Source organism: Salegentibacter salarius (assembly GCF_900168265.1).
Lineage (GTDB): Bacteria > Bacteroidota > Bacteroidia > Flavobacteriales > Flavobacteriaceae > Salegentibacter > Salegentibacter salarius.
Window position 1 is genome coordinate 126,634 of record NZ_FVZF01000001.1, and the last position, 18,095, is coordinate 144,728.

An 18,095-nucleotide genomic window follows, 5' to 3' on the forward strand; every position below is an offset into this window, starting at 1 on the left:
AAAAATATACTTGATGAAATCACTATCAAAAATTTTAATGCCTTCTTTGGCTATCATTTTCTTTTTCTTTACCTCTTGTACTCAAGATGAACCGGTAGGAAAAGAAGAATTTGGTGATAATCTGGCGGTAATTGAAATAGGACCAATTTTAAATGATTTATTAAATAGACAAATGGAGGGGGATATTCCTGCATGTTCTGATGAAGTACCCACCTTTGCCCAAATAATGTTAACTCACGAATTGGGTAGCGTAGATGTAGTAGTTCCTATCCTGGCAGATGATTCAGGTTTGTTTACAGATTATGATGAAGAGCTGGCTATCCCAGTTCCAGATGGGGAAACCACAACGGAGGTTAGTTTAACAGATTTTATGGTATATGCAGAAGAACCAGGTGCGGAAGTAATGCCAATATGGGTAGCTCCTAAAGAAGGTAGTGATTACGAAAATTTCGTTAATGATCCATTACCTATTGTATTTGATCTTCGTGCAGGCTCTAAAAAATATGTGCCAGTTGAAGTACTTTGTTTTGATGATAGAGATGTAAACCTTTACGGTTATCAATTCTTTGACCTTATTCCTAAAGAACTTTACGAATTCTGTGTATTTGTAAACTATTGTACCGATAACGGAAGACATTATACAGGAAATTATAATTTAAGTATTGACTATTTAATGGGTGATGAAGTTACTAACCTATATGATGGTGAATCTCCTTTAACAGGAAATACGGAAGAGGACGATTCAGGAGACTGGTATGCAGATCCACTGTGTTTAGCCATTCCTGCGCCAATGTATGGTGAGGCTGATACTGATATTTATTTACGTGTTACCGTTACTTTAACTGCCTGGGATGATAATTATGGAGATCCTGCAGGTGAGTATTCCGAGATTATTGAATTAAGCTGGAACGATGTTCAGGCATATTTCGGAGATGATGACACTATAGACTTCGAGCATATTTTCTTTAATTGTGGTGACGACCCAACACAGGATTGCCCAATAACCGAAGAAGATACCGATGGTGATTGTGTTCCTAATGAAGATGATGTGTGTCCTGGTTATGATGACGAAGATGACATGGATGGCGATGGTGTTCCGGACGGATGTGATGCATGTCCTGAAGATTTCGGTGATCCTCTAGATGGTGGTTGTCCTGTTCAAGACTGTACTGGAGATGCAGATGGTGATGGAATTAATGATTGTGATGATGGATGTCCTTATCAAGCTGGTCCAGAATCAAATAACGGATGTCCTGAACAAGGAGGTGATTACTGTGAAACCGCTTATATGGAAGGTGATACAGAGCTTAACACCCTAGCAAATGCAAATCGTTGGGGCTGGGCTGAACGCTATCAAACCGGTATAGATGGAGACAGTGAATCATTTGATATATGGGCTGGAGCAGGCCAAAATGATACCTCTAAAGGGGAACATGTAGGTACTGCAGTAATCTCGGTAGATGACGATGACATCACATTGGTAATTACACTTGAACCTGGAGTAAGCTTAAATGAACTTCATGTTAATTTAAGTGAAGATGCACCATCAGGAAATAGCGTTTTTGCACCTGGTCAATATAACCTGAATGATGAGGTTAGCCCAAGTACTTTGACTTATACCTGGGATAGAGACTATAGTGATGACTTCTATATTATAGTTCACGCTGTAGCTTGTTATTAATTAAATAAAATTAAACTACCAGGATTTATTTACTCCTGGTAGTTTTTAAATAACCATTCTAAATATTTAATCCAAAAAACTTTAATTATGAAATTATTAAAAAAATATATGGCAGTTATTGCTGTATTCTCACTCGTATTTTCTTCCTGTACCAAGGAGGAAAACAATCTAACAGACGATCCAGCATCTGAAAATTTTGCAGAACTTAGTTTAGGTGCAAGCTTAAATAGTTTTGTGAACAGAGCTGCTGTAAAGCAAAGCCTTCCTGAGTGTTCTTCAGAATCACCGGCTTATGCTCATGTTGAACTTACTCATAACATGGGTACTGAACTAGAAGGAACTATAGAGATAAATGTTCCCATACTGGAAGAAGATGGAACTTATTATACCGATTATGATGAAGGTTTAAAAATACCAGTTGCAAATAGTGAAACTAATACAGCTATGGTATCCTTAACCTCGTTTTTGGTTTACGATGGGGATCCAGAGGATGAAGCTTCAACTTTAATCTGGGCCACTCCAACCACAGCAAGTGATTATGGCAGCTTCGTTAGTCAGGGGCTTCCTTTTGATTTTACTATTCGGGCCGGTTCTAAAAAATATGTTGATATAGAAGTCTTATGTTTTGATGATCGTGATGTTAATTTATACGGCTATCAATTCTTTGATCTAATTCCAGAGGTACTTTATGAGCTATGTGTTTTTGCCAATTATTGCAATGATGCAGGCCGTCACTTTACCGCAAATTATAGTCTGGCTGTAACTTATATTGGAGGAGATGAGGATATGATACTTCATGAAACTGCAGATCTTCCCGTTACTGGTTATGATGAAGATACAGAAGATTACTTCGCTGATCCATTTTGCTTTGCTATTCCTGCTCCACAGTATGATGAAGCAAGTGATGAGCCCTACATACGTTTAACCGCAACTTTACTTAATTGGGAAGGAAATTATCCTGATCCAGTAGGTGTACCTCCAATGGAAGTAGATCTTTCCTGGGATGATATTTCAGGTCACTTAAACGATGATGGAACTGTTGATTATGAGCATATTTTCTTCAATTGTAATGGAGACGATCCAGGAAATGGAAATGGTGAATGTGATCCTCAAAACCCAGCTGATGACTGTGATGGTGACACTATTCCGAATGGTCAGGATAATTGTCCTGAAACGGCTAATGCAGGTCAGGGTGATTTAGACGAAGATGGAATTGGAGATGTTTGTGATACAGATATTGATGGAGACGGAATTCTAAATGTTGATGAAAATGAAGGTTGTGTTAGAAATCCAGATCCAGAATGTGGTGAAACAGTGGTAGAACCTTGTTTGCCTGAAGCTGCTGACGGATGCGAATCTACAGATGCATTAAACATTAATCTTGATAGTGCCGGTCCTAGTATTACCAATGTTTCTTATGGAGATTGGACAGTGCAAATTGTAGATGGTGAATTATTTGTAGGTGTTACGCCTATAATTCCATTCGAAATTTCAGACATAGAAGTTATAGTACTTCAAAGTGCTACTTGTGAAACTGTAACTGTTCCAGATGAAGGAGGTTCGGTTACAATACCTGGCATAACAGAAGATGATTTGCCACTTTCTATAAGTGTAAGAGCAAATATCTGCGATGTGTCAGGAGAATAATAATCTCAGCTAATTTTTACCGGGGGGTGACTAAGAAGCTGAGTAGTTTTTACTTCCCTCTTTCTTGAGAGATGTAAAAAGAGGCTGTGCGGACTTTCCGCACAGCTTTTCTTTTTAAAAATCTTAGGAACTCAAAAATAAGTTTATATGTTTAGCCAATAATTTTTGGATTTATTTAAATGATTTTCATCTTAAAAACTTCGAAACGGCAGTAAAATAGAAGCTTTCTACAATGAATTAAAAAGTATTTTTTAAGTATCAAATTAATTGAAAATTGTATTCAATCAATATGCTTGTAAATATTTGTAGGAATCTGACTATTAAATTATTAAACGCCTTCTGAGGGTGTTTTTTTTGGAATGACCTTTGTAAATCAAAATGAAAATTTCAAATAATTTAATTTTAAAAAGAGAACCCTACTTATGAAAAAAAGCAAATTCTTGTTACTACCTGTTCTAGCGATTTTGGCTTGTAGTAAAGATCCCATTGCAGAAAATGAAGAATCAGAAACGCAATTAAAACCTGAAGAAATTACCGAGCAACTTACCGAAGTAGCATACCCCGATGAACAAGGCCCTGTCTCAGAGATTTATTATGGGGGTCAAAAGATGCCTGTAGAGTCACATAACGGTAATTATGTTTATCAGGGAGATATTATGATCCCTGCAAATCAAACCAGTAAATCTCCGCAAAGTCTAATACTAGATAAGGATGAAACTCCTCAGAAAAGTACTGGGAGAACAAGTGGAATGTGGCCTGATAATACTGTTTATTATGCTATAGATAATAATCTATCAGATAAGAACCGTGTTTACGATGCCATAGATCATTGGGAGTCTAATACATCCCTTAAATTTGTTCAAAGATCTGGTCAGTCCAATTATATTTATTTCACCCCTGGCTCTGGCTGTTCTTCTTATGTTGGAATGATTGGAGGTCGTCAAAATGTAACATTGGCAAGTGCTTGTACCACAGGTAATACTATTCACGAGATTGGCCACGCGGTTGGACTTTGGCATGAGCAAAGTAGAGTAGATCGTGATAATTATATTAATGTTAATTTCGAAAATGTTCGAAGTGGTACTGAACATAACTTCCATACTTACGAAACCAGTGGCTTTGATGGTGATGAATTTACCAGTAGCTTGGATTTTGGTTCAATAATGATGTATAGTGCCTATTCTTTCTCTAAGAATGGTGAGCCTACAATTACCAGAAATAATGGTAGTATTTACCAGGTTCAAAGATCTGAACTTTCTTCTGGAGATATTAGAGGTATTGACGCAATGTATCCGGGAGATGGAGGTGCTCCATCTTATACAAATGGTGAATACTATACTATTAGTGGAGTAACTGTGCTTAGAGCGAACGATCTTTGGTATTTCTGGACTAAATACGGATTCAAAAGAGTTGAATTGAAAAATGACCGTTGGTATTGGGTTTAATGACTCAGTTTCTAATAAAATTAAGAACCCGGACAATCTTGTCCGGGTTTTTTATATTATAAGACTTTTTGGCAGCAAAACTGTAGAAATACCTTCTACACAATTTGAGGTTGATTTCCCCAAATTTGTTTCATCAAAATCCGAAATAATTTGATGTATGTTATTTTTTAAAGATTAAAATAATCTTTAGTGATTTAAAATGCAACTTTCCAAAGGGACTTTACGGTTTGAATATTTAGAAGAAATATGGGCCAGGAATTAAGCGAAAAATTCTTCAACTAGCGTTTTTTCATTTTTACTGAGATTTTGATTAATCGAATTTGTTTGCATTTTATCCAATTTTTGGGTGTTTCTACTACCTGGAAACTAGGGAATGCTTAAGTATGAGGGGCTAAGGTTTTGTATTTGTAAGAAAAGGACTAATAAAAATTTTACTTTGAATTTGTGAATCTTACGGGTTTTCCCCCATACACAACAGAGTAACCTCATTATAAATTAGTATTAAGATTGAAAGGCATTTCCTACCAGCCAGAAATCTTCGCCCCCAACCATTTTACCCCTACTATTTATACTATAATGCACCTGATTTATTTCAGGTTAGATAACTAAACTATTTAGGTCATGAAAAAAATTATACGTTTTAGCCTGGGAATAATTCTAATATTATTTTGTGTTGTGTCCTGTACCAAGGAAGAAGTAGGTAAGGAATTAGAGGAATCCCATGCGGTTGGGAAACTCTCTTTTGGAAGTGTACTAAGCGACCTGGCTAATCGAAACCAACTAGTTAAACAAGGTAACTCTGATGCTTATGATATTCCACAATGTTCAGATGAAAACCCACTGTTTGTTAGAGTTGCTATTAAGGTAAAAGACCAAAATGGCGATTGGATTTGGTATAAAAATTCTCACCAGGAGAAGATAGAAATAGAAGTAAATCCCAATGGTACCGATTTGGATAACGATGGAAATTTGGACGCCTGGTTCACCCAGGAATCTGCTGATCTTGAACTTGCGGAAGGAGAGTATAGAATAGAATATTTTGCGGTTACTACTGCTTCGGGAAATGAACAGGAAGACATTATTTATATGGCACCCCGAATTCCTGAAAACGAATTAGATTATAGTCAAAGTATACAATATCATAATTTTGTAAATAAACCTTTACCCATTGAGGTGAAAATTAGACCAGGGGTGAAATATTACCAGCCTGTAGAAGTCCTGTGTTATGAAGAGCATTATGCTTTCGCTTTTGGTTATTTATTCTTCGATTTTAATGCAACCAATTTAGTTTACCTATGCACTTACGGTAATGTGTGTGAAGAAGATCAAAAACATATGCCGGCCCAATTCAAAATGAAAGTATGGTCCGGTTCAGATGAAGGTGACCTTTTAGTAGTAGCTCAAAATGAAAGAAAAGCCTTTAATGATGATAACGGATCTCATTATTATGCTGATGCACTTTGTTTCCCACTTCCTGAAATAGAAGATTATTATGCGAAAATATGGCTAATAGAAGACGAGACTGAAACACTTATTAGAGAAGGGAGTTTTAATGCTGAAGATCTTGCAAATATTTACCAGGAAGAACAGGAACATTACTACTATCATTTTAGGGAAGCTTGTTGTGGAAAAACAGACAATTCCAATTTACTGGAAGATATAACTGAAAATGAAGAGGATTGTGAAGAAGAACCGCAGGATCCAGAAGAACCAGTAGATTGTAACGTATGTGAAGATGAGGATGATGGAAAAGTAAATGAACTTCGATTAAGATATATAGGAGAAGAGGTAATCACTTTAACAATTAAGAATAATATAACCGGTAATGATGTCATTTTATTAGAAAATGAATCTATCCAACCTGGAGAGATTATTAATATTCCTGCGGAATGGGAACACCAAGGTCACGGGGATGTAATAGGTAACAATTTGGAATTCATTATTGAAGAAGAAACCAATGAATATCTCCACGTAAGTTGTTCTCAAATCCTATATCTCGGGAAATTAAGTAGCCAATCAAGTTCTAATAATGGTAACCAGGGCAATAATTCAAATAGCGGAAATAGAAATGGTCAATCTGGAAATAATAATAATGAGAATGATCCTCAAAACGGAAATTTTGAAATAACATATATAAAAACTAGCGGAGGAGGAGAATGTCCTATCCCTAACTAAAAATATTAAACCCATAGGCCTGTCATTGGGTGGTTCTTTTACAGGCCTATTAATCAAACCTTTTTATTAATTAATCTAAATTTTTTATTATGAAAATCTTTAAAATTTATTTGGCTTATGTCGCTTTATTAGCGATGATAATGACTTCCTGTAGTAAGGAAGACAACCCAGACAGTCCCGATGGACCGGCTGGAGAAGAGATGGTAGCTCTATCTTTTAATTCGATCTTGAAAGATTTTAATGAGGGCAGAGCTCCTATTTATAAACAATCAGAAGCAAATCCAGTAAACCAGGGCGAAAATGCTATTCCAGCTTGTTCTGATGATGCTCCCACGGCTATAAGGGTAGCAATTTTGGATGAAAATGATGAGTGGGTTTCTGGAGATCAATTCTTTGAAATTCCTGTTATTCCAAATGGTGATGGCGGTTGGATGACCGAAGAAACAGACGATATTGAGTTACCAGAAGGTGAATATAGTCTTGAATATTTTGCTGTGTTGTCAGGTGAGAATATTGTTTATATCGCTCCACGTGAAGATGACGATTATGGTCCAGCCGAATACCAAAATTTTGTAGATGACGCCTTACCAATTGACATTGATTTAAGAGAAGGAGTGAAAAAGTATGTTGATGTAGAGGTACTTTGTTATGATGAGCATTTCGTGTACTCCTATGGTTATTTATTCTTTGATTTCGAAGAAGTAGACATCGTTTACTTATGCTTGTTCGGTAATTATTGTGATGAAGATGGTAGACATTATCCTGCAGAATTTAGATTTGACGTTTGGGCATTAAACGATGATGAAGCTGATCCGAAGGGCGACCTATTGTATAGTGATGAAAATGAAACTGGTACTTACGATAATGGAGATTTTTATGCAGATCCATTATGTATTGCATTACCTGATTACGGTGAAGGAGAGGAAGATGTTTATTATGGAGAGCTTTCTCTTTACAACCCAGAAACTGAAACTTGGTCACTAATAAGAATGGGAGCATTTAGCCAACATGATGTTGAAAGCCTAGAATTAACAGGGGAAGATATACCTGCCGGTTATGATAGCGCAAGTAATTACTATCACTTCAGAGAAGGAGCTTGTTCAAACCAGGATGATTCAGACCCATGTTTATTTTCAGAACCAACAAATGAAGGAGAGCATTATTCTAATGATTTTGACGGAGATGACGAGAAAGATTTCATTAGTATAACCGGTATAGATGGTAATTATGATAATGTTACTACTAATTCGCCCTCTAACACTCCTGGCAATGGTACAATGCAAGATGAAGGTACTTACGGTTTCTTTGCATCTCCTAGTGATGTCCACAGTAATTGGATTGGAACTTTACCAGACACAGGTAATATGCTAATTATTAATGGAGAGGATGATATAGCAAATACAGCTCCTTATTTTGTGATTTCCGAATCCGAAGTTTGTCCTGGAGCCGATTACTTTGTAACCTTCAATCTAGTAAATGTTCTCGATGAAGATAATGGCGGAGCTGCCAATAACGTAGATTTACAAGTTAGAGTTAATGGTTCTGTTCTTCCAGGAGTAACTATTACGGCGCCTTATGACAATGGAAACCAGCAATGGTTAAAAGTTGGATTAAGACTAAAAGCAAATGGGAACGGTGAATTTGAGGTTCGTTTTGAAAACGCTGAGACTGCTGCAAATGGAAACGATTTTGCAATAGATAATGTAGTTATCTCAAACGACCCAGGAATTATTGATGGAACAGAAGATATTACGGTTGTTCAGTAATATTAAATGTAAATTTATTTTAATCTAAGAAGAGCCCAAATTTGGGCTCTTCTTTTTTTATGGCTTAATTTCCAATTTCACATAACTTCTTAACTCCTCAAAAAACATCCTAAATTCATTCTCAAATTCGTCATAAAACTCACGTAATTCTTCAACGGCTAAATGCATTTTAGCACGGTATTTAATTCTTCGGTTCATTTGAAAAAGAATTTTCTCTATGCCATCTATTTTTCGATAATTAAAAAGCCAGTTATCAGCGATCATATATGGAAGAAAATTTTGAACTGGTTTTGGTAAAACTTCAAAATTATCTTGAAGAAGTTTATAAAAATCTTCAGTATAAATCTTTAAAGGAATATCACTGTAATCTTTCCAGTTTGCTGCTAGAAAATGATCATATAAAATGTCTACGATAACACGGCTGTAGTGGCCATACCTGTCAAATAAACGTGCTACACTTTTGCTTACAATAGGATGGGTATCAGTAAAAGTATCAATAGCACGATGCAGTACAATTCCCTTTTGAATTTCCGGTGGATACTCTAAATACTGATTTCCTTTAATCGAATCTGCGATAAAATTTCCGATTTTTAATTCGTCATTATCGCCCGAAAGGTATATGTGTGCTAAGAAATTCATCTTTGAAAGTTACATAAATCCGGTAGTTTCCTGTTTAATTTTTGTTAAGTTTTGGCGCTACCTGACTGCTCCTTGTATATTTGTTAAAATTTCAATTTTAAAGACAGACATATTCAAAATATAATAAACTTATGAGTTTAATAAAATCAATTTCAGGAATACGGGGTACAATTGGAGGAAAAACGGGTGATAACCTTACCCCAATAGATACGGTGAAATTTGCCGCCGCCTACGGCACCTGGTTAAAAAATAATTCAGAGGATAAAAAATTAAAGGTAGTTGTAGGTCGTGACGCCAGGATCTCAGGAAAAATGGTCCAGGATTTAACGATGAATACCCTCACCGGTTTGGGAATAGACGTTATAGATATAGACCTTTCAACCACACCAACGGTAGAAATTGCCGTGCCTTCAGAAAATGCGGATGGTGGAATTATCTTAACCGCCAGCCATAACCCAAAGCAATGGAATGCCCTCAAATTATTAAATAGTAAAGGTGAATTTTTGGATGGGGCAGAAGGAGCGAAAATTCTGGAATATGCAGAGCAGGTTAATTTTGATTTTTCGGAAGTAGATGACCTCGGTATAATTACAAGGATAGATAATTATATGGATATTCACATAGAAGAGGTTTTGAAACTTAAACTTTTGGATGCCGAAAAGATAAGAAAGGCCGGTTTTAAAGTTGTGGTAGATGGAGTGAATTCTAGCGGCGGAATTGTAATTCCTGATCTTTTGAAGAAAATGGGCGTTGAGGTAGTAGAACTTTATTGCGAGCCAAACGGGCATTTTCCGCATAATCCGGAACCTTTAAAAGAACACCTTACCGATATTTGTGAATTAGTGAAAAAGGAAAAAGCCGATTTTGGGATCGTAGTAGATCCAGATGTAGATAGGCTTGCTTTTATTGATGAAAACGGAGAAATGTTTGGGGAAGAATATACCCTCGTGGCTTGTGCCGATTATGTGCTATCTAAAACTCCGGGAAATACTGTAAGTAATTTATCGTCTTCAAGAGCGCTTAGTGATGTCACTAAAAAGCACGGCGGGGAATACAATGCCAGTGCGGTAGGTGAAGTTAATGTCGTACAGCTAATGAAAGATTCTAATGCGGTTATTGGTGGAGAGGGCAATGGCGGAATTATTTATCCCGAATCTCATTACGGACGTGATAGTCTGGTGGGAGTTGGATTGTTTTTAACCCATTTAGCCGAAAAAAACATTAGCGTTTCTGAATTAAGAAAAGAATATACAGCTTATTATATGAGCAAAAATAAAATTCAGTTGACTCCTGAAATTGATGTGGACGGAATTTTAAAAGCTATGGAGGTGAAATATAAAGATGAACAAATCTCTACGGTAGACGGGGTGAAAATAGATTTCCCTGAAAACTGGGTGCATTTGAGAAAATCAAATACCGAACCAATTATTAGAATTTATACCGAAGCAAAAAGTCAGGAAAAGGCAGATGAGCTAGCTGAAAATATGATTAAGGAAATTAAGAAAATTATAGCCTAACGTACCACAGCATTTTTGGGAATTTCTTTTCCAAGATGTTTCCAACGCTTGTGCGTCCAGAGATAAAGTTCTGGTTTTTCGCGAATCTGTTTTTCTAAATGCTGAATATAATCTAAGGTAATTTGATTGTTTCCAGTTTCAGCAGGATTATCAGAAATATTAATTAAAGAGGCTTTATAATAGCCTCTTTTTACTTTTTCTACGTGCAGGTAGAGTACTACCATATCAAATTCTTTAGCTATCCTTTCAGATCCTGTATAAAAAGGAACTTTTTTTCCCATAAAATCTGTCCAGAATTTATAACTGGCTGTTTTAGGAGATTGGTCGGCTATCATGGCATAAGCGCCACGCAGGCCGGCATTTTCATTTCGGCTAATGCGCATATTGGCTTTAGAGTTTTGGATAAGTTCGGCGCCAAATCGTCGTCTTATATCATTAATAAGTTTATCAAAACCGGGATTTCTAATTTTTTTGTAAATCCCAAAAGCGCTGTGTTTAAGCTCATGGAGTTGTAAAGCAAAAAGCCATTCAAAACTGGCATAATGCCCACACATGAGCATAATACTTTTGTCGAGTTTTTCTATCCGTCTTATTTCTTCAATATTTGTATAAACAAAGCGTTTTTTAAGTTCTGCTTCAGAAATAGAAATACTTTTTACCATTTCCAGGAACATATCACACATATGTGCATAAAACTTCTTCCGTATTTTAATAATTTCTTCGGAAGACTTTTCGGGAAAAACCAGATTTAAATTATCTGTAACGGTTTTTTTTCTGTATCCAACGAGATGATAAACTATAAAATAAACCACATCTGAAACACGGTAGAAAAGCCAAAAAGGAAGTATGGAAATAAGCCAAAGCAACGGATAAAACAACCAAAAAACTACAGCCTGCATAAAATAATTTTCAGCAAATATATGGTATATTTGGCACTAAACTAAAGCTACTATGGGAGAATTAAACCTGGTTACCCTTATAATTATTGGTGTAAATGTATTGGTTTCATTCAAAGGATTTAAAGACGATTCTTTTTTTCAGAAATATAAATTTAATATCGCCGATATTAATCGTGGGGCCATATATCAAATCCTTACTTCCGGTTTTTTGCATGTAAATACTACCCACCTTTTGGTTAATATGCTTACCCTTTATTTTTTTGCGAATTCAGTAATCTTTTTCCTGGGGACTTTAGGCTTCATTTTAGTGTACCTGGCCAGTTTGGTTTTAGGGAATCTGCTATCTTATTATTTTCATAAAAAAGATATGCATTATACGGCTGTAGGAGCAAGTGGTGCGGTAATGGGCGTGCTTTATTCTGCAATTTTATTGAGGCCTGATATGATGCTTGGCCTGTTTTTTATTATTCCGGTGCCGGCTTATATTTTTGGAATAGGTTATTTGTTTTACACTATTTACGGGATGAAGCGGCAGTTAGGAAATATTGGTCACGATGCACATTTTGGTGGTGCGGTAGGCGGCTACTTACTAACCTTATTGCTTGCTAGCTGGGTTTTTGAAGAACATTTGCTGATGGTAATTCTTTTAGCTCTTCCGATTCTAGTTTTATTTGTGCTACAAAAAATGGGTAAAATATAATTTGGTACTCTTCTTGTTTACTGGTACTGCATCAATATTATAACACAAAACCATGAAAAAGATAATCTTACTTTTCGCTTTAGTTGCGGGGCTTGGAATGCAAGCTCAAAATGATAATAGCAATCCCGGTATTCACGTGACTGGAGAAGGAATTGTAAAAGTAACCCCAGATAAGGTGACCATAAATTCCAGGATTGAACACGAAGGCCAAAGCGCTACTTCGGTGAAATCTCAAAACGATGAGGTGGTAGATAAAGTGATTAAATTCCTGAAATCTGAAGGTGTAGCGGAAAAAAACATTAATACCGATTATATCAATTTGAATAAAAGATATAATTATAATGATAAAACCTATACCTATGTAGCTAGCCAGGCTATTTCTATTACGCTTGAGGATATTAGTAAATATGAATCAATCATGAAAGGCCTATTGGAAAATGGTCTTAACGGAATTAGCGGAATTGAATTTGAATCTTCAGAAATAGAGAAGCATAAAGCAGAAGCGAGAAAAAGGGCAGTTTTGAATGCTAAAGAAAAAGCTGAAACTCTAGCGGAACCTTTAGGACAACGCGTTGGAAAAGCTTTTATGATAAGTGAGGGCAGTAGTAGTTATTATCAGCCCGTTTATCGTGCAATGGAGATGAAAGCTTCATCAGACCAGGCTTCAAACCAGGAGACGATTGCTCCCGGGGAAATGGAGGTTAATATTAAAGTGAACGTTGCTTTCCAATTACTTATGGAGTAAAAGAAATAAGTTTTAAATAAAAAAGCGCCAGAAAGGCGCTTTTTTATTTTATGGAAAAATCAGAATATCTAACCTTTATTAAGCAATTCTCCAATTTTGTTATCTAAAGCATCACCTCTAAGATCACGGGCTACAATGGTACCATCTTCATCTAATACAAAAGCGGCTGGGATAGCTTTAATTCCGTAGAGCTGTGCCACAGGATCCTGCCAGAATTGAAGGTTAGAGACCTGGTGCCATGGCAAACCATCTTCTTCAATAGCTTTTATCCAACGATCTTTTTGTCCGGGACGGTCTAAAGAAACGCCAATTATGCTTAAACCATCGTCTTTGTATTTATTGTATGTTTTAACGAGGTTTGGATTCTCAACGCGGCAGGGTTTACACCAGGCTGCCCAAAAATCTATTACCGTAACTTTTCCCATGGCATCTTTTAAAGCAAGCTTATCACCATCTGGAGTAGGGGCAGTAAAGTTTGGAGCTTTGCTACCAACGGCTACTTTATTTTCTTTTTCAAGGTTTTTAGCGATCTGTTTTCCGATAGCAGTATTCTTTATTTCTTCAGAAAGCCCTTCATACATTTCCTTGATCTCGTTTACCGGGTAAGATTTCATTCTAAGCATATCGCTTATCACCATTATAGATACAAAAGAATCTGGGTTTTCCTGAACTATTTTTTTCTTAAAAACCTTATCGTTATCTATAATTTCTTTTTCGGTTTCCTTTAAGTTGGTAAGTTTAGTGCTGTCTTTTTGTTGAAAAGCAGAGCGCATAGCGGTACGGCCTTTCATCACCTTTTCATTTACCTTGGTCAAGTGGCCTAAATATTCCTGTAATAAACGATTTTCCTTTCCACCGCTTACTTCAGAAGCACGTAAACTATCTTTATAAACTTTAAAGTTTATTTCTTCATTTTCAGAAATAAAAATCACATTTCCCTGGGTACCTTCAAATTCAAGAAAGCTTAAATTAGGAGTTTCAGGATCTTCCATATCCAGTTCAAAATGTCCGTCTTTAATTTTAGTAGAGTCTACCCGGTTTGGACGGTTGGTATTTTCGTCAATTTCAGAAATATATACCATTTTGCCGTCTTCCATTTTAGGAGCCTCTCCCGAGATAGAATAACCTTTATCTTCCTGGCAGGAAGTAAACGCTGCTGCAACAGCAAGCATAATTATTATTTTACGCATAAAATTTGTTTTGTTTAAGGCAAAAATAAGCATCTGGCCTTGCAATACCACCGTAATTTTATAAAAAATTGTTAATTTCAACTCTGTTAATTTGTAAGCCTTGGGGAATATGTAATTTTAACTGATATTACCTTTTTATGACAGAACAGAAAGAAGATTTACCTTTTGAGATCCAGATTAGTTTTCATAAAGTTGTTGAGCAATATAAGAAGCAACTGGAGCATGAAGAAAGTGAGGTTGCCCGTAATTATATAAAAAGCATTTTAGAGCATGTAAAATCTTTTCCTGCATTAACCGAAGGAATTAATGATTTTGATGAGCTCAAGAAATACAAAGAACCGGTAAGGGTTTTACTAGACGATCTTTTTCCCAGCGTGCTTACCAATAATGAAATAAAAGCTGCTTCTATACCTTTTCAAAATTTCTTATTTAATAGATCTAAGCGTTTTAAAAAAATAATGGAGGCCACTCCAGATGATTTTGAACTGGAAATAAGAAACCTTGATAATAAAACTATTTACGTACAGGAATGCATTAATATCTTGAACGATTATTATGGTTATAATATTGATTATTCCAGGCCTTTATATTTTGATATTCCGGATGAACAGGGTATAATAAGGCGTTACCGTATTGCATTAAACGGCGATTTTATTGATATTTTCCCTAAGGATAAAGCCAAAAAGATCACCGATGACGATGTAGATGAATTATTACAGAATGTTGAGAATATAGATTTGTGGAAAGAAAAATTCCCGCCCCAAAGCTGGGTATTTAAAGGCTTTACCATAGTAAATCTTACCGATGTTACTATGGATGACGCCATATCTGAATTAAAAACGGCCTTGCTTTTTGAAAAATCTTCAGAACAGGACGAACTCTTAAAACTGGAAGAAATTTTTAGATCTATTTACAAAATTCCCGATCTAAGAGTAGGTTTTACAGTTTATAATCCGCAGGATGAGATGTTTGAAAAAATGGAATATAAAGATGCCAATAGTTATATTCTAAATGATGAATTGGTGAGTGAGTGCAGGGAAGGGGTTTGTGAAGAAGGTTTCAATAACATTTTTAAAGATTATAGTTTCTTTAGTATTGCTAATGTGGAAGAATATGCCAAAAAAACTAAGAATAATATTCTTTCCAGGCGGTTAAAGGAAAGTGATGTAAAAAGTTGTATTCTGGCCCCGGTGGTAAAAAACAATCGTTTGCTGGGGGTTTTAGAATTGGTAGCTAAGAAGAAAAATCAACTTAACAGTATTAATACGATTAAGTTAGATGAGATTTTACCTTATATCGCTACTGCGGTAGATAGAAATAGAAGCGATTTTGAAAATAGGGTTAAAGCTGTTATTCAAAGTGAGTGTACTTCTATACATCCTAGTGTTTTATGGGTATTTGAGAAGGAAGCGAAAAAATATATTCGGGATTATGATGAAGACGGACTTGCTTCTTTTAAAGATATTGTTTTTAAAGATATTTATCCGCTTTACGGGCAAATAGATGTGGTAGCTTCTTCAGATGCCAGAAACGATGCGATTCAAAAAGATTTACTGCATCAATTAGAAGAAATTCAATCTATAATAGATAAGGCGTATAAATTGGAGGAGCTTCCAATTTATGAACAGGTGAAATTTAGAATTTCCGATTTTATGGAAGACCTGGAAAGTAGCCTGAATGCTTCCAGTGAACAGAAGGTATTTAATTTACTTCAGAAGGAAGTGAATCCTATAATGAGCCATTTACGAAAGCAGTCTTCAGAATTAAAAGACCTGGTAGAGGAATATCAGCATAAACTCAATCCGGAAACAGGAATAATCTACAATCATCGTAAAGACTACGATAAAACCGTGCAACAAATAAACCGTACGATGTCTCGTTTTTTAGACCGGAAACAAATTGATGCGCAAAAGATCTATCCTCATTATTTTGAACGCTATAAGACAGATGGGGTAGACCATAATATTTACATTGGCGCTTCTATGGTAAAGGATAGGCCTTTCAATAAGGTATATCTTTATAATTTAAGGCTTTGGCAGTTGAGTACCATGTGTGAAATGGAAAATCGTTTTTACCAGCTGCAACAAACCACACCTATTAAGCTAGACGCTGCTTCTCTAATTTTGGTTTATAATTCCACCATGTCTATTCGATATCGAATGGATGAAAAGAAATTTGATGTAGATGGGACTTATAACGCGCGTTACGAAATTATTAAAAAGCGTATAGATAAGTCGTTTATAAAAGGAACTGAAGAGCGTGTGACCAAAAAGGGAAAAATAGCAATAGTTTATAGCCAGCGAGCAGACGAAAAAGAGTATCTAAGGTATATTAAATACCTGCAGACTAAACACTACCTTGGTGATGAGGTAGAATTGTTAGATCTTGAAGATGTACAGGGTGTAGTTGGGCTCAAGGCTATTAGGGTAGAAGTGTTATATACGCCCAATAGCAATGAACCCGATAGAACTATTAATTATGAAAATTTAATGGAAGAATTACATTAGGTAAAATGCTCCCACAAATGCAATTACCGAGATAATGATACCTATCATGAATACTGTATAGGTAATCCTCAGTATTTTATATTTTCTATGCAAAACCTTACCAAGTAAATGGAGGTCTAGCATTAAAGATTCGTAGACGTAATCTTTATCTTTTATTATTTCTTTCATTCCCCATTTGAATTGTTCAAACGGCATTTTATGGCTATTCCCAAAAAATAAAAGGTTTACTTCCCGATTCTTTACCTGTTCTTTTGTAAACTCTCCGCTTGTAACCTGCGGACGTGTAGATAATACCGAAAGAATAATTGAAGCTACACTAAATAAAATCAGGATAAGGGTTGGAATCAATAAGTGCTTATTACTGGCAGCATCCAGTTTCGGGATCATATTTGCCAGCGCCAGTGAAATAATAATTGCGTTTACCGATAGCAATATGTTGGCTTTAGTATCGGCAATATCACTTAATTTTATGTGGTTTCTAAGCGTTACCCTAAAAAGTGTTTGGATACTCCTTTCTGGATTATCATTCTTGTAACGCGCCTTCATTCGCGCCTTAGCTTCCTCTTTCTTAAGTTTTTTCTGTTGTTTATTTTTGTCTTCAATAAGTTCCAGCAGGTTTTCTTCCTTTGCCGGCCCCCATTCCTCGATAGCGTAATCGGTGTAGAATTGATGTTTTTCGGTAAACATTCTTATGTTTTCCTGTATCCATTCTGCAGTAGTGAAATTCTTAATGTTATGAAGTTCCAATTCCTGTCTTAAAAGTTCACTGGTTTCTTCAAAATAATCTTTTGCAAAATGAGAAGAATCTGCATCTTTTATGATTTTTTCAGAAATAGTCTTTGGTGTAGAATCAAACTTGGTGGCTTTAATGTTATTTACTACCTCTTCAATTAAGTCTGGAGTGGCATTATTTTGCTCCAGGAAGTCTTTTGCAATATTTACACTTTCCTCTTCATGTCCTTTAAAAGTACGAGTGTATCCGGTGTCATGTAACCAGGCAGCAAGTAATAGTGCTTCCTCTTGTTTAACATTAATTTCGGATTTGGCAATTAATTCTTTAGTACTTTTAACGACGCGTTGTGTATGCTTATAGTTGTGGTATATATACGTGTTCGGTAGTTTTTCCTTAAAAAGATTTAAAACAAAATCATCTGCTTTCTCAATGAGATTATTCATATATTTTA

General features: G+C 35.8%; 13 protein-coding genes. 9 read left to right on the forward strand and 4 right to left on the reverse strand.

Annotated features, from left to right (window positions below; all coding sequences use genetic code 11):
• The first annotated feature begins 13 nt into the window (after positions 1-13).
• The 5 genes from B5440_RS00495 to B5440_RS00515 all read left to right on the forward strand — a co-directional run bounded on the left by B5440_RS00495 (position 14) and on the right by B5440_RS00515 (position 8,714).
• Positions 14-1,681 carry a hypothetical protein gene (locus B5440_RS00495; protein WP_141728101.1) on the forward strand — a complete coding sequence of 556 codons (1,668 nt, stop codon included), beginning with the start codon at positions 14-16 and terminating at the stop codon, positions 1,679-1,681.
• Positions 1,682-1,768: 87 nt separating this feature from the next.
• A complete protein-coding gene (locus B5440_RS15415; protein WP_070052563.1) occupies positions 1,769-3,328 on the forward strand; it encodes a thrombospondin type 3 repeat-containing protein in 1,560 nt (519 codons plus the stop codon).
• Positions 3,329-3,750: 422 nt separating this feature from the next.
• Positions 3,751-4,773, forward strand: a complete 1,023-nt coding sequence (locus B5440_RS00505) for a M12 family metallopeptidase (protein WP_070052562.1) — start codon at positions 3,751-3,753, stop codon at positions 4,771-4,773.
• Between the two features lie 621 nt (positions 4,774-5,394).
• Entirely contained in the window at positions 5,395-6,948 is a 1,554-nt protein-coding gene (locus B5440_RS00510) for a hypothetical protein (RefSeq protein WP_070052560.1), read from the forward strand.
• 89 nt (positions 6,949-7,037) lie between these two features.
• On the forward strand, positions 7,038-8,714 hold the full coding sequence (locus tag B5440_RS00515) for a hypothetical protein (protein ID WP_070052559.1): 1,677 nt from the start codon (positions 7,038-7,040) through the stop codon (positions 8,712-8,714).
• Positions 8,715-8,771: 57 nt separating this feature from the next.
• Here the strand turns inward: B5440_RS00515 and B5440_RS00520 are convergent, their stop codons facing one another.
• Positions 8,772-9,353 carry an acyl carrier protein phosphodiesterase gene (locus B5440_RS00520; RefSeq protein ID WP_070052558.1) on the reverse strand — a complete coding sequence of 194 codons (582 nt, stop codon included), beginning with the start codon at positions 9,351-9,353 and terminating at the stop codon, positions 8,772-8,774.
• Positions 9,354-9,484: 131 nt separating this feature from the next.
• Here B5440_RS00520 and glmM point away from each other — a divergent pair, with 131 nt between their 5' ends.
• Complete coding sequence (glmM, locus tag B5440_RS00525; protein WP_070052557.1) at positions 9,485-10,870, forward strand: phosphoglucosamine mutase; 1,386 nt, start codon at positions 9,485-9,487, stop codon at positions 10,868-10,870.
• Here the strand turns inward: glmM and B5440_RS00530 are convergent.
• Positions 10,867-11,769, reverse strand: a complete 903-nt coding sequence (locus tag B5440_RS00530) for a lysophospholipid acyltransferase family protein (protein WP_070052555.1) — start codon at positions 11,767-11,769, stop codon at positions 10,867-10,869. The genes glmM and B5440_RS00530 overlap by 4 nt on opposite strands.
• A 52-nt stretch (positions 11,770-11,821) precedes the next feature.
• Between B5440_RS00530 and B5440_RS00535 the strand changes: the two genes are divergently transcribed.
• Positions 11,822-12,469 carry a rhomboid family intramembrane serine protease gene (locus B5440_RS00535; protein ID WP_070052553.1) on the forward strand — a complete coding sequence of 216 codons (648 nt, stop codon included), beginning with the start codon at positions 11,822-11,824 and terminating at the stop codon, positions 12,467-12,469.
• A 52-nt stretch (positions 12,470-12,521) separates the two neighbouring features.
• Positions 12,522-13,214, forward strand: coding sequence for an SIMPL domain-containing protein (locus B5440_RS00540; protein ID WP_070052552.1), 693 nt, complete (start codon positions 12,522-12,524; stop codon positions 13,212-13,214).
• Between the two features lie 68 nt (positions 13,215-13,282).
• Here B5440_RS00540 and B5440_RS00545 read toward each other — a convergent pair whose 3' ends face one another.
• Complete coding sequence (locus B5440_RS00545; protein WP_070052748.1) at positions 13,283-14,404, reverse strand: TlpA disulfide reductase family protein; 1,122 nt, start codon at positions 14,402-14,404, stop codon at positions 13,283-13,285.
• A 137-nt stretch (positions 14,405-14,541) separates the two neighbouring features.
• Here B5440_RS00545 and B5440_RS00550 point away from each other — a divergent pair, with 137 nt between their 5' ends.
• A complete protein-coding gene (locus tag B5440_RS00550; RefSeq protein ID WP_070052551.1) occupies positions 14,542-16,911 on the forward strand; it encodes a GAF domain-containing protein in 2,370 nt (789 codons plus the stop codon).
• Here the strand turns inward: B5440_RS00550 and B5440_RS00555 are convergent.
• Entirely contained in the window at positions 16,903-18,087 is a 1,185-nt protein-coding gene (locus B5440_RS00555; protein WP_070052550.1) for a Pycsar system effector family protein, read from the reverse strand. The two genes, B5440_RS00550 and B5440_RS00555, sit on opposite strands and share 9 nt — an antisense overlap.
• Positions 18,088-18,095 lie beyond the last annotated feature (8 nt).

Coding starts and splice junctions, on each gene's coding strand:
- B5440_RS00520 (WP_070052558.1), bottom strand. CDS start 9,353: ATGAATTTCTTAGCACACATATACCTTTCGGGCGATAATGACGAATTA.
- B5440_RS00555 (WP_070052550.1), bottom strand. CDS start 18,087: ATGAATAATCTCATTGAGAAAGCAGATGATTTTGTTTTAAATCTTTTT.
- B5440_RS15415 (WP_070052563.1), top strand. CDS start 1,769: ATGAAATTATTAAAAAAATATATGGCAGTTATTGCTGTATTCTCACTC.
- glmM (WP_070052557.1), top strand. CDS start 9,485: ATGAGTTTAATAAAATCAATTTCAGGAATACGGGGTACAATTGGAGGA.
- B5440_RS00540 (WP_070052552.1), top strand. CDS start 12,522: ATGAAAAAGATAATCTTACTTTTCGCTTTAGTTGCGGGGCTTGGAATG.
- B5440_RS00505 (WP_070052562.1), top strand. CDS start 3,751: ATGAAAAAAAGCAAATTCTTGTTACTACCTGTTCTAGCGATTTTGGCT.
- B5440_RS00515 (WP_070052559.1), top strand. CDS start 7,038: ATGAAAATCTTTAAAATTTATTTGGCTTATGTCGCTTTATTAGCGATG.
- B5440_RS00535 (WP_070052553.1), top strand. CDS start 11,822: ATGGGAGAATTAAACCTGGTTACCCTTATAATTATTGGTGTAAATGTA.
- B5440_RS00510 (WP_070052560.1), top strand. CDS start 5,395: ATGAAAAAAATTATACGTTTTAGCCTGGGAATAATTCTAATATTATTT.
- B5440_RS00530 (WP_070052555.1), bottom strand. CDS start 11,769: ATGCAGGCTGTAGTTTTTTGGTTGTTTTATCCGTTGCTTTGGCTTATT.
- B5440_RS00495 (WP_141728101.1), top strand. CDS start 14: ATGAAATCACTATCAAAAATTTTAATGCCTTCTTTGGCTATCATTTTC.
- B5440_RS00550 (WP_070052551.1), top strand. CDS start 14,542: ATGACAGAACAGAAAGAAGATTTACCTTTTGAGATCCAGATTAGTTTT.
- B5440_RS00545 (WP_070052748.1), bottom strand. CDS start 14,404: ATGCGTAAAATAATAATTATGCTTGCTGTTGCAGCAGCGTTTACTTCC.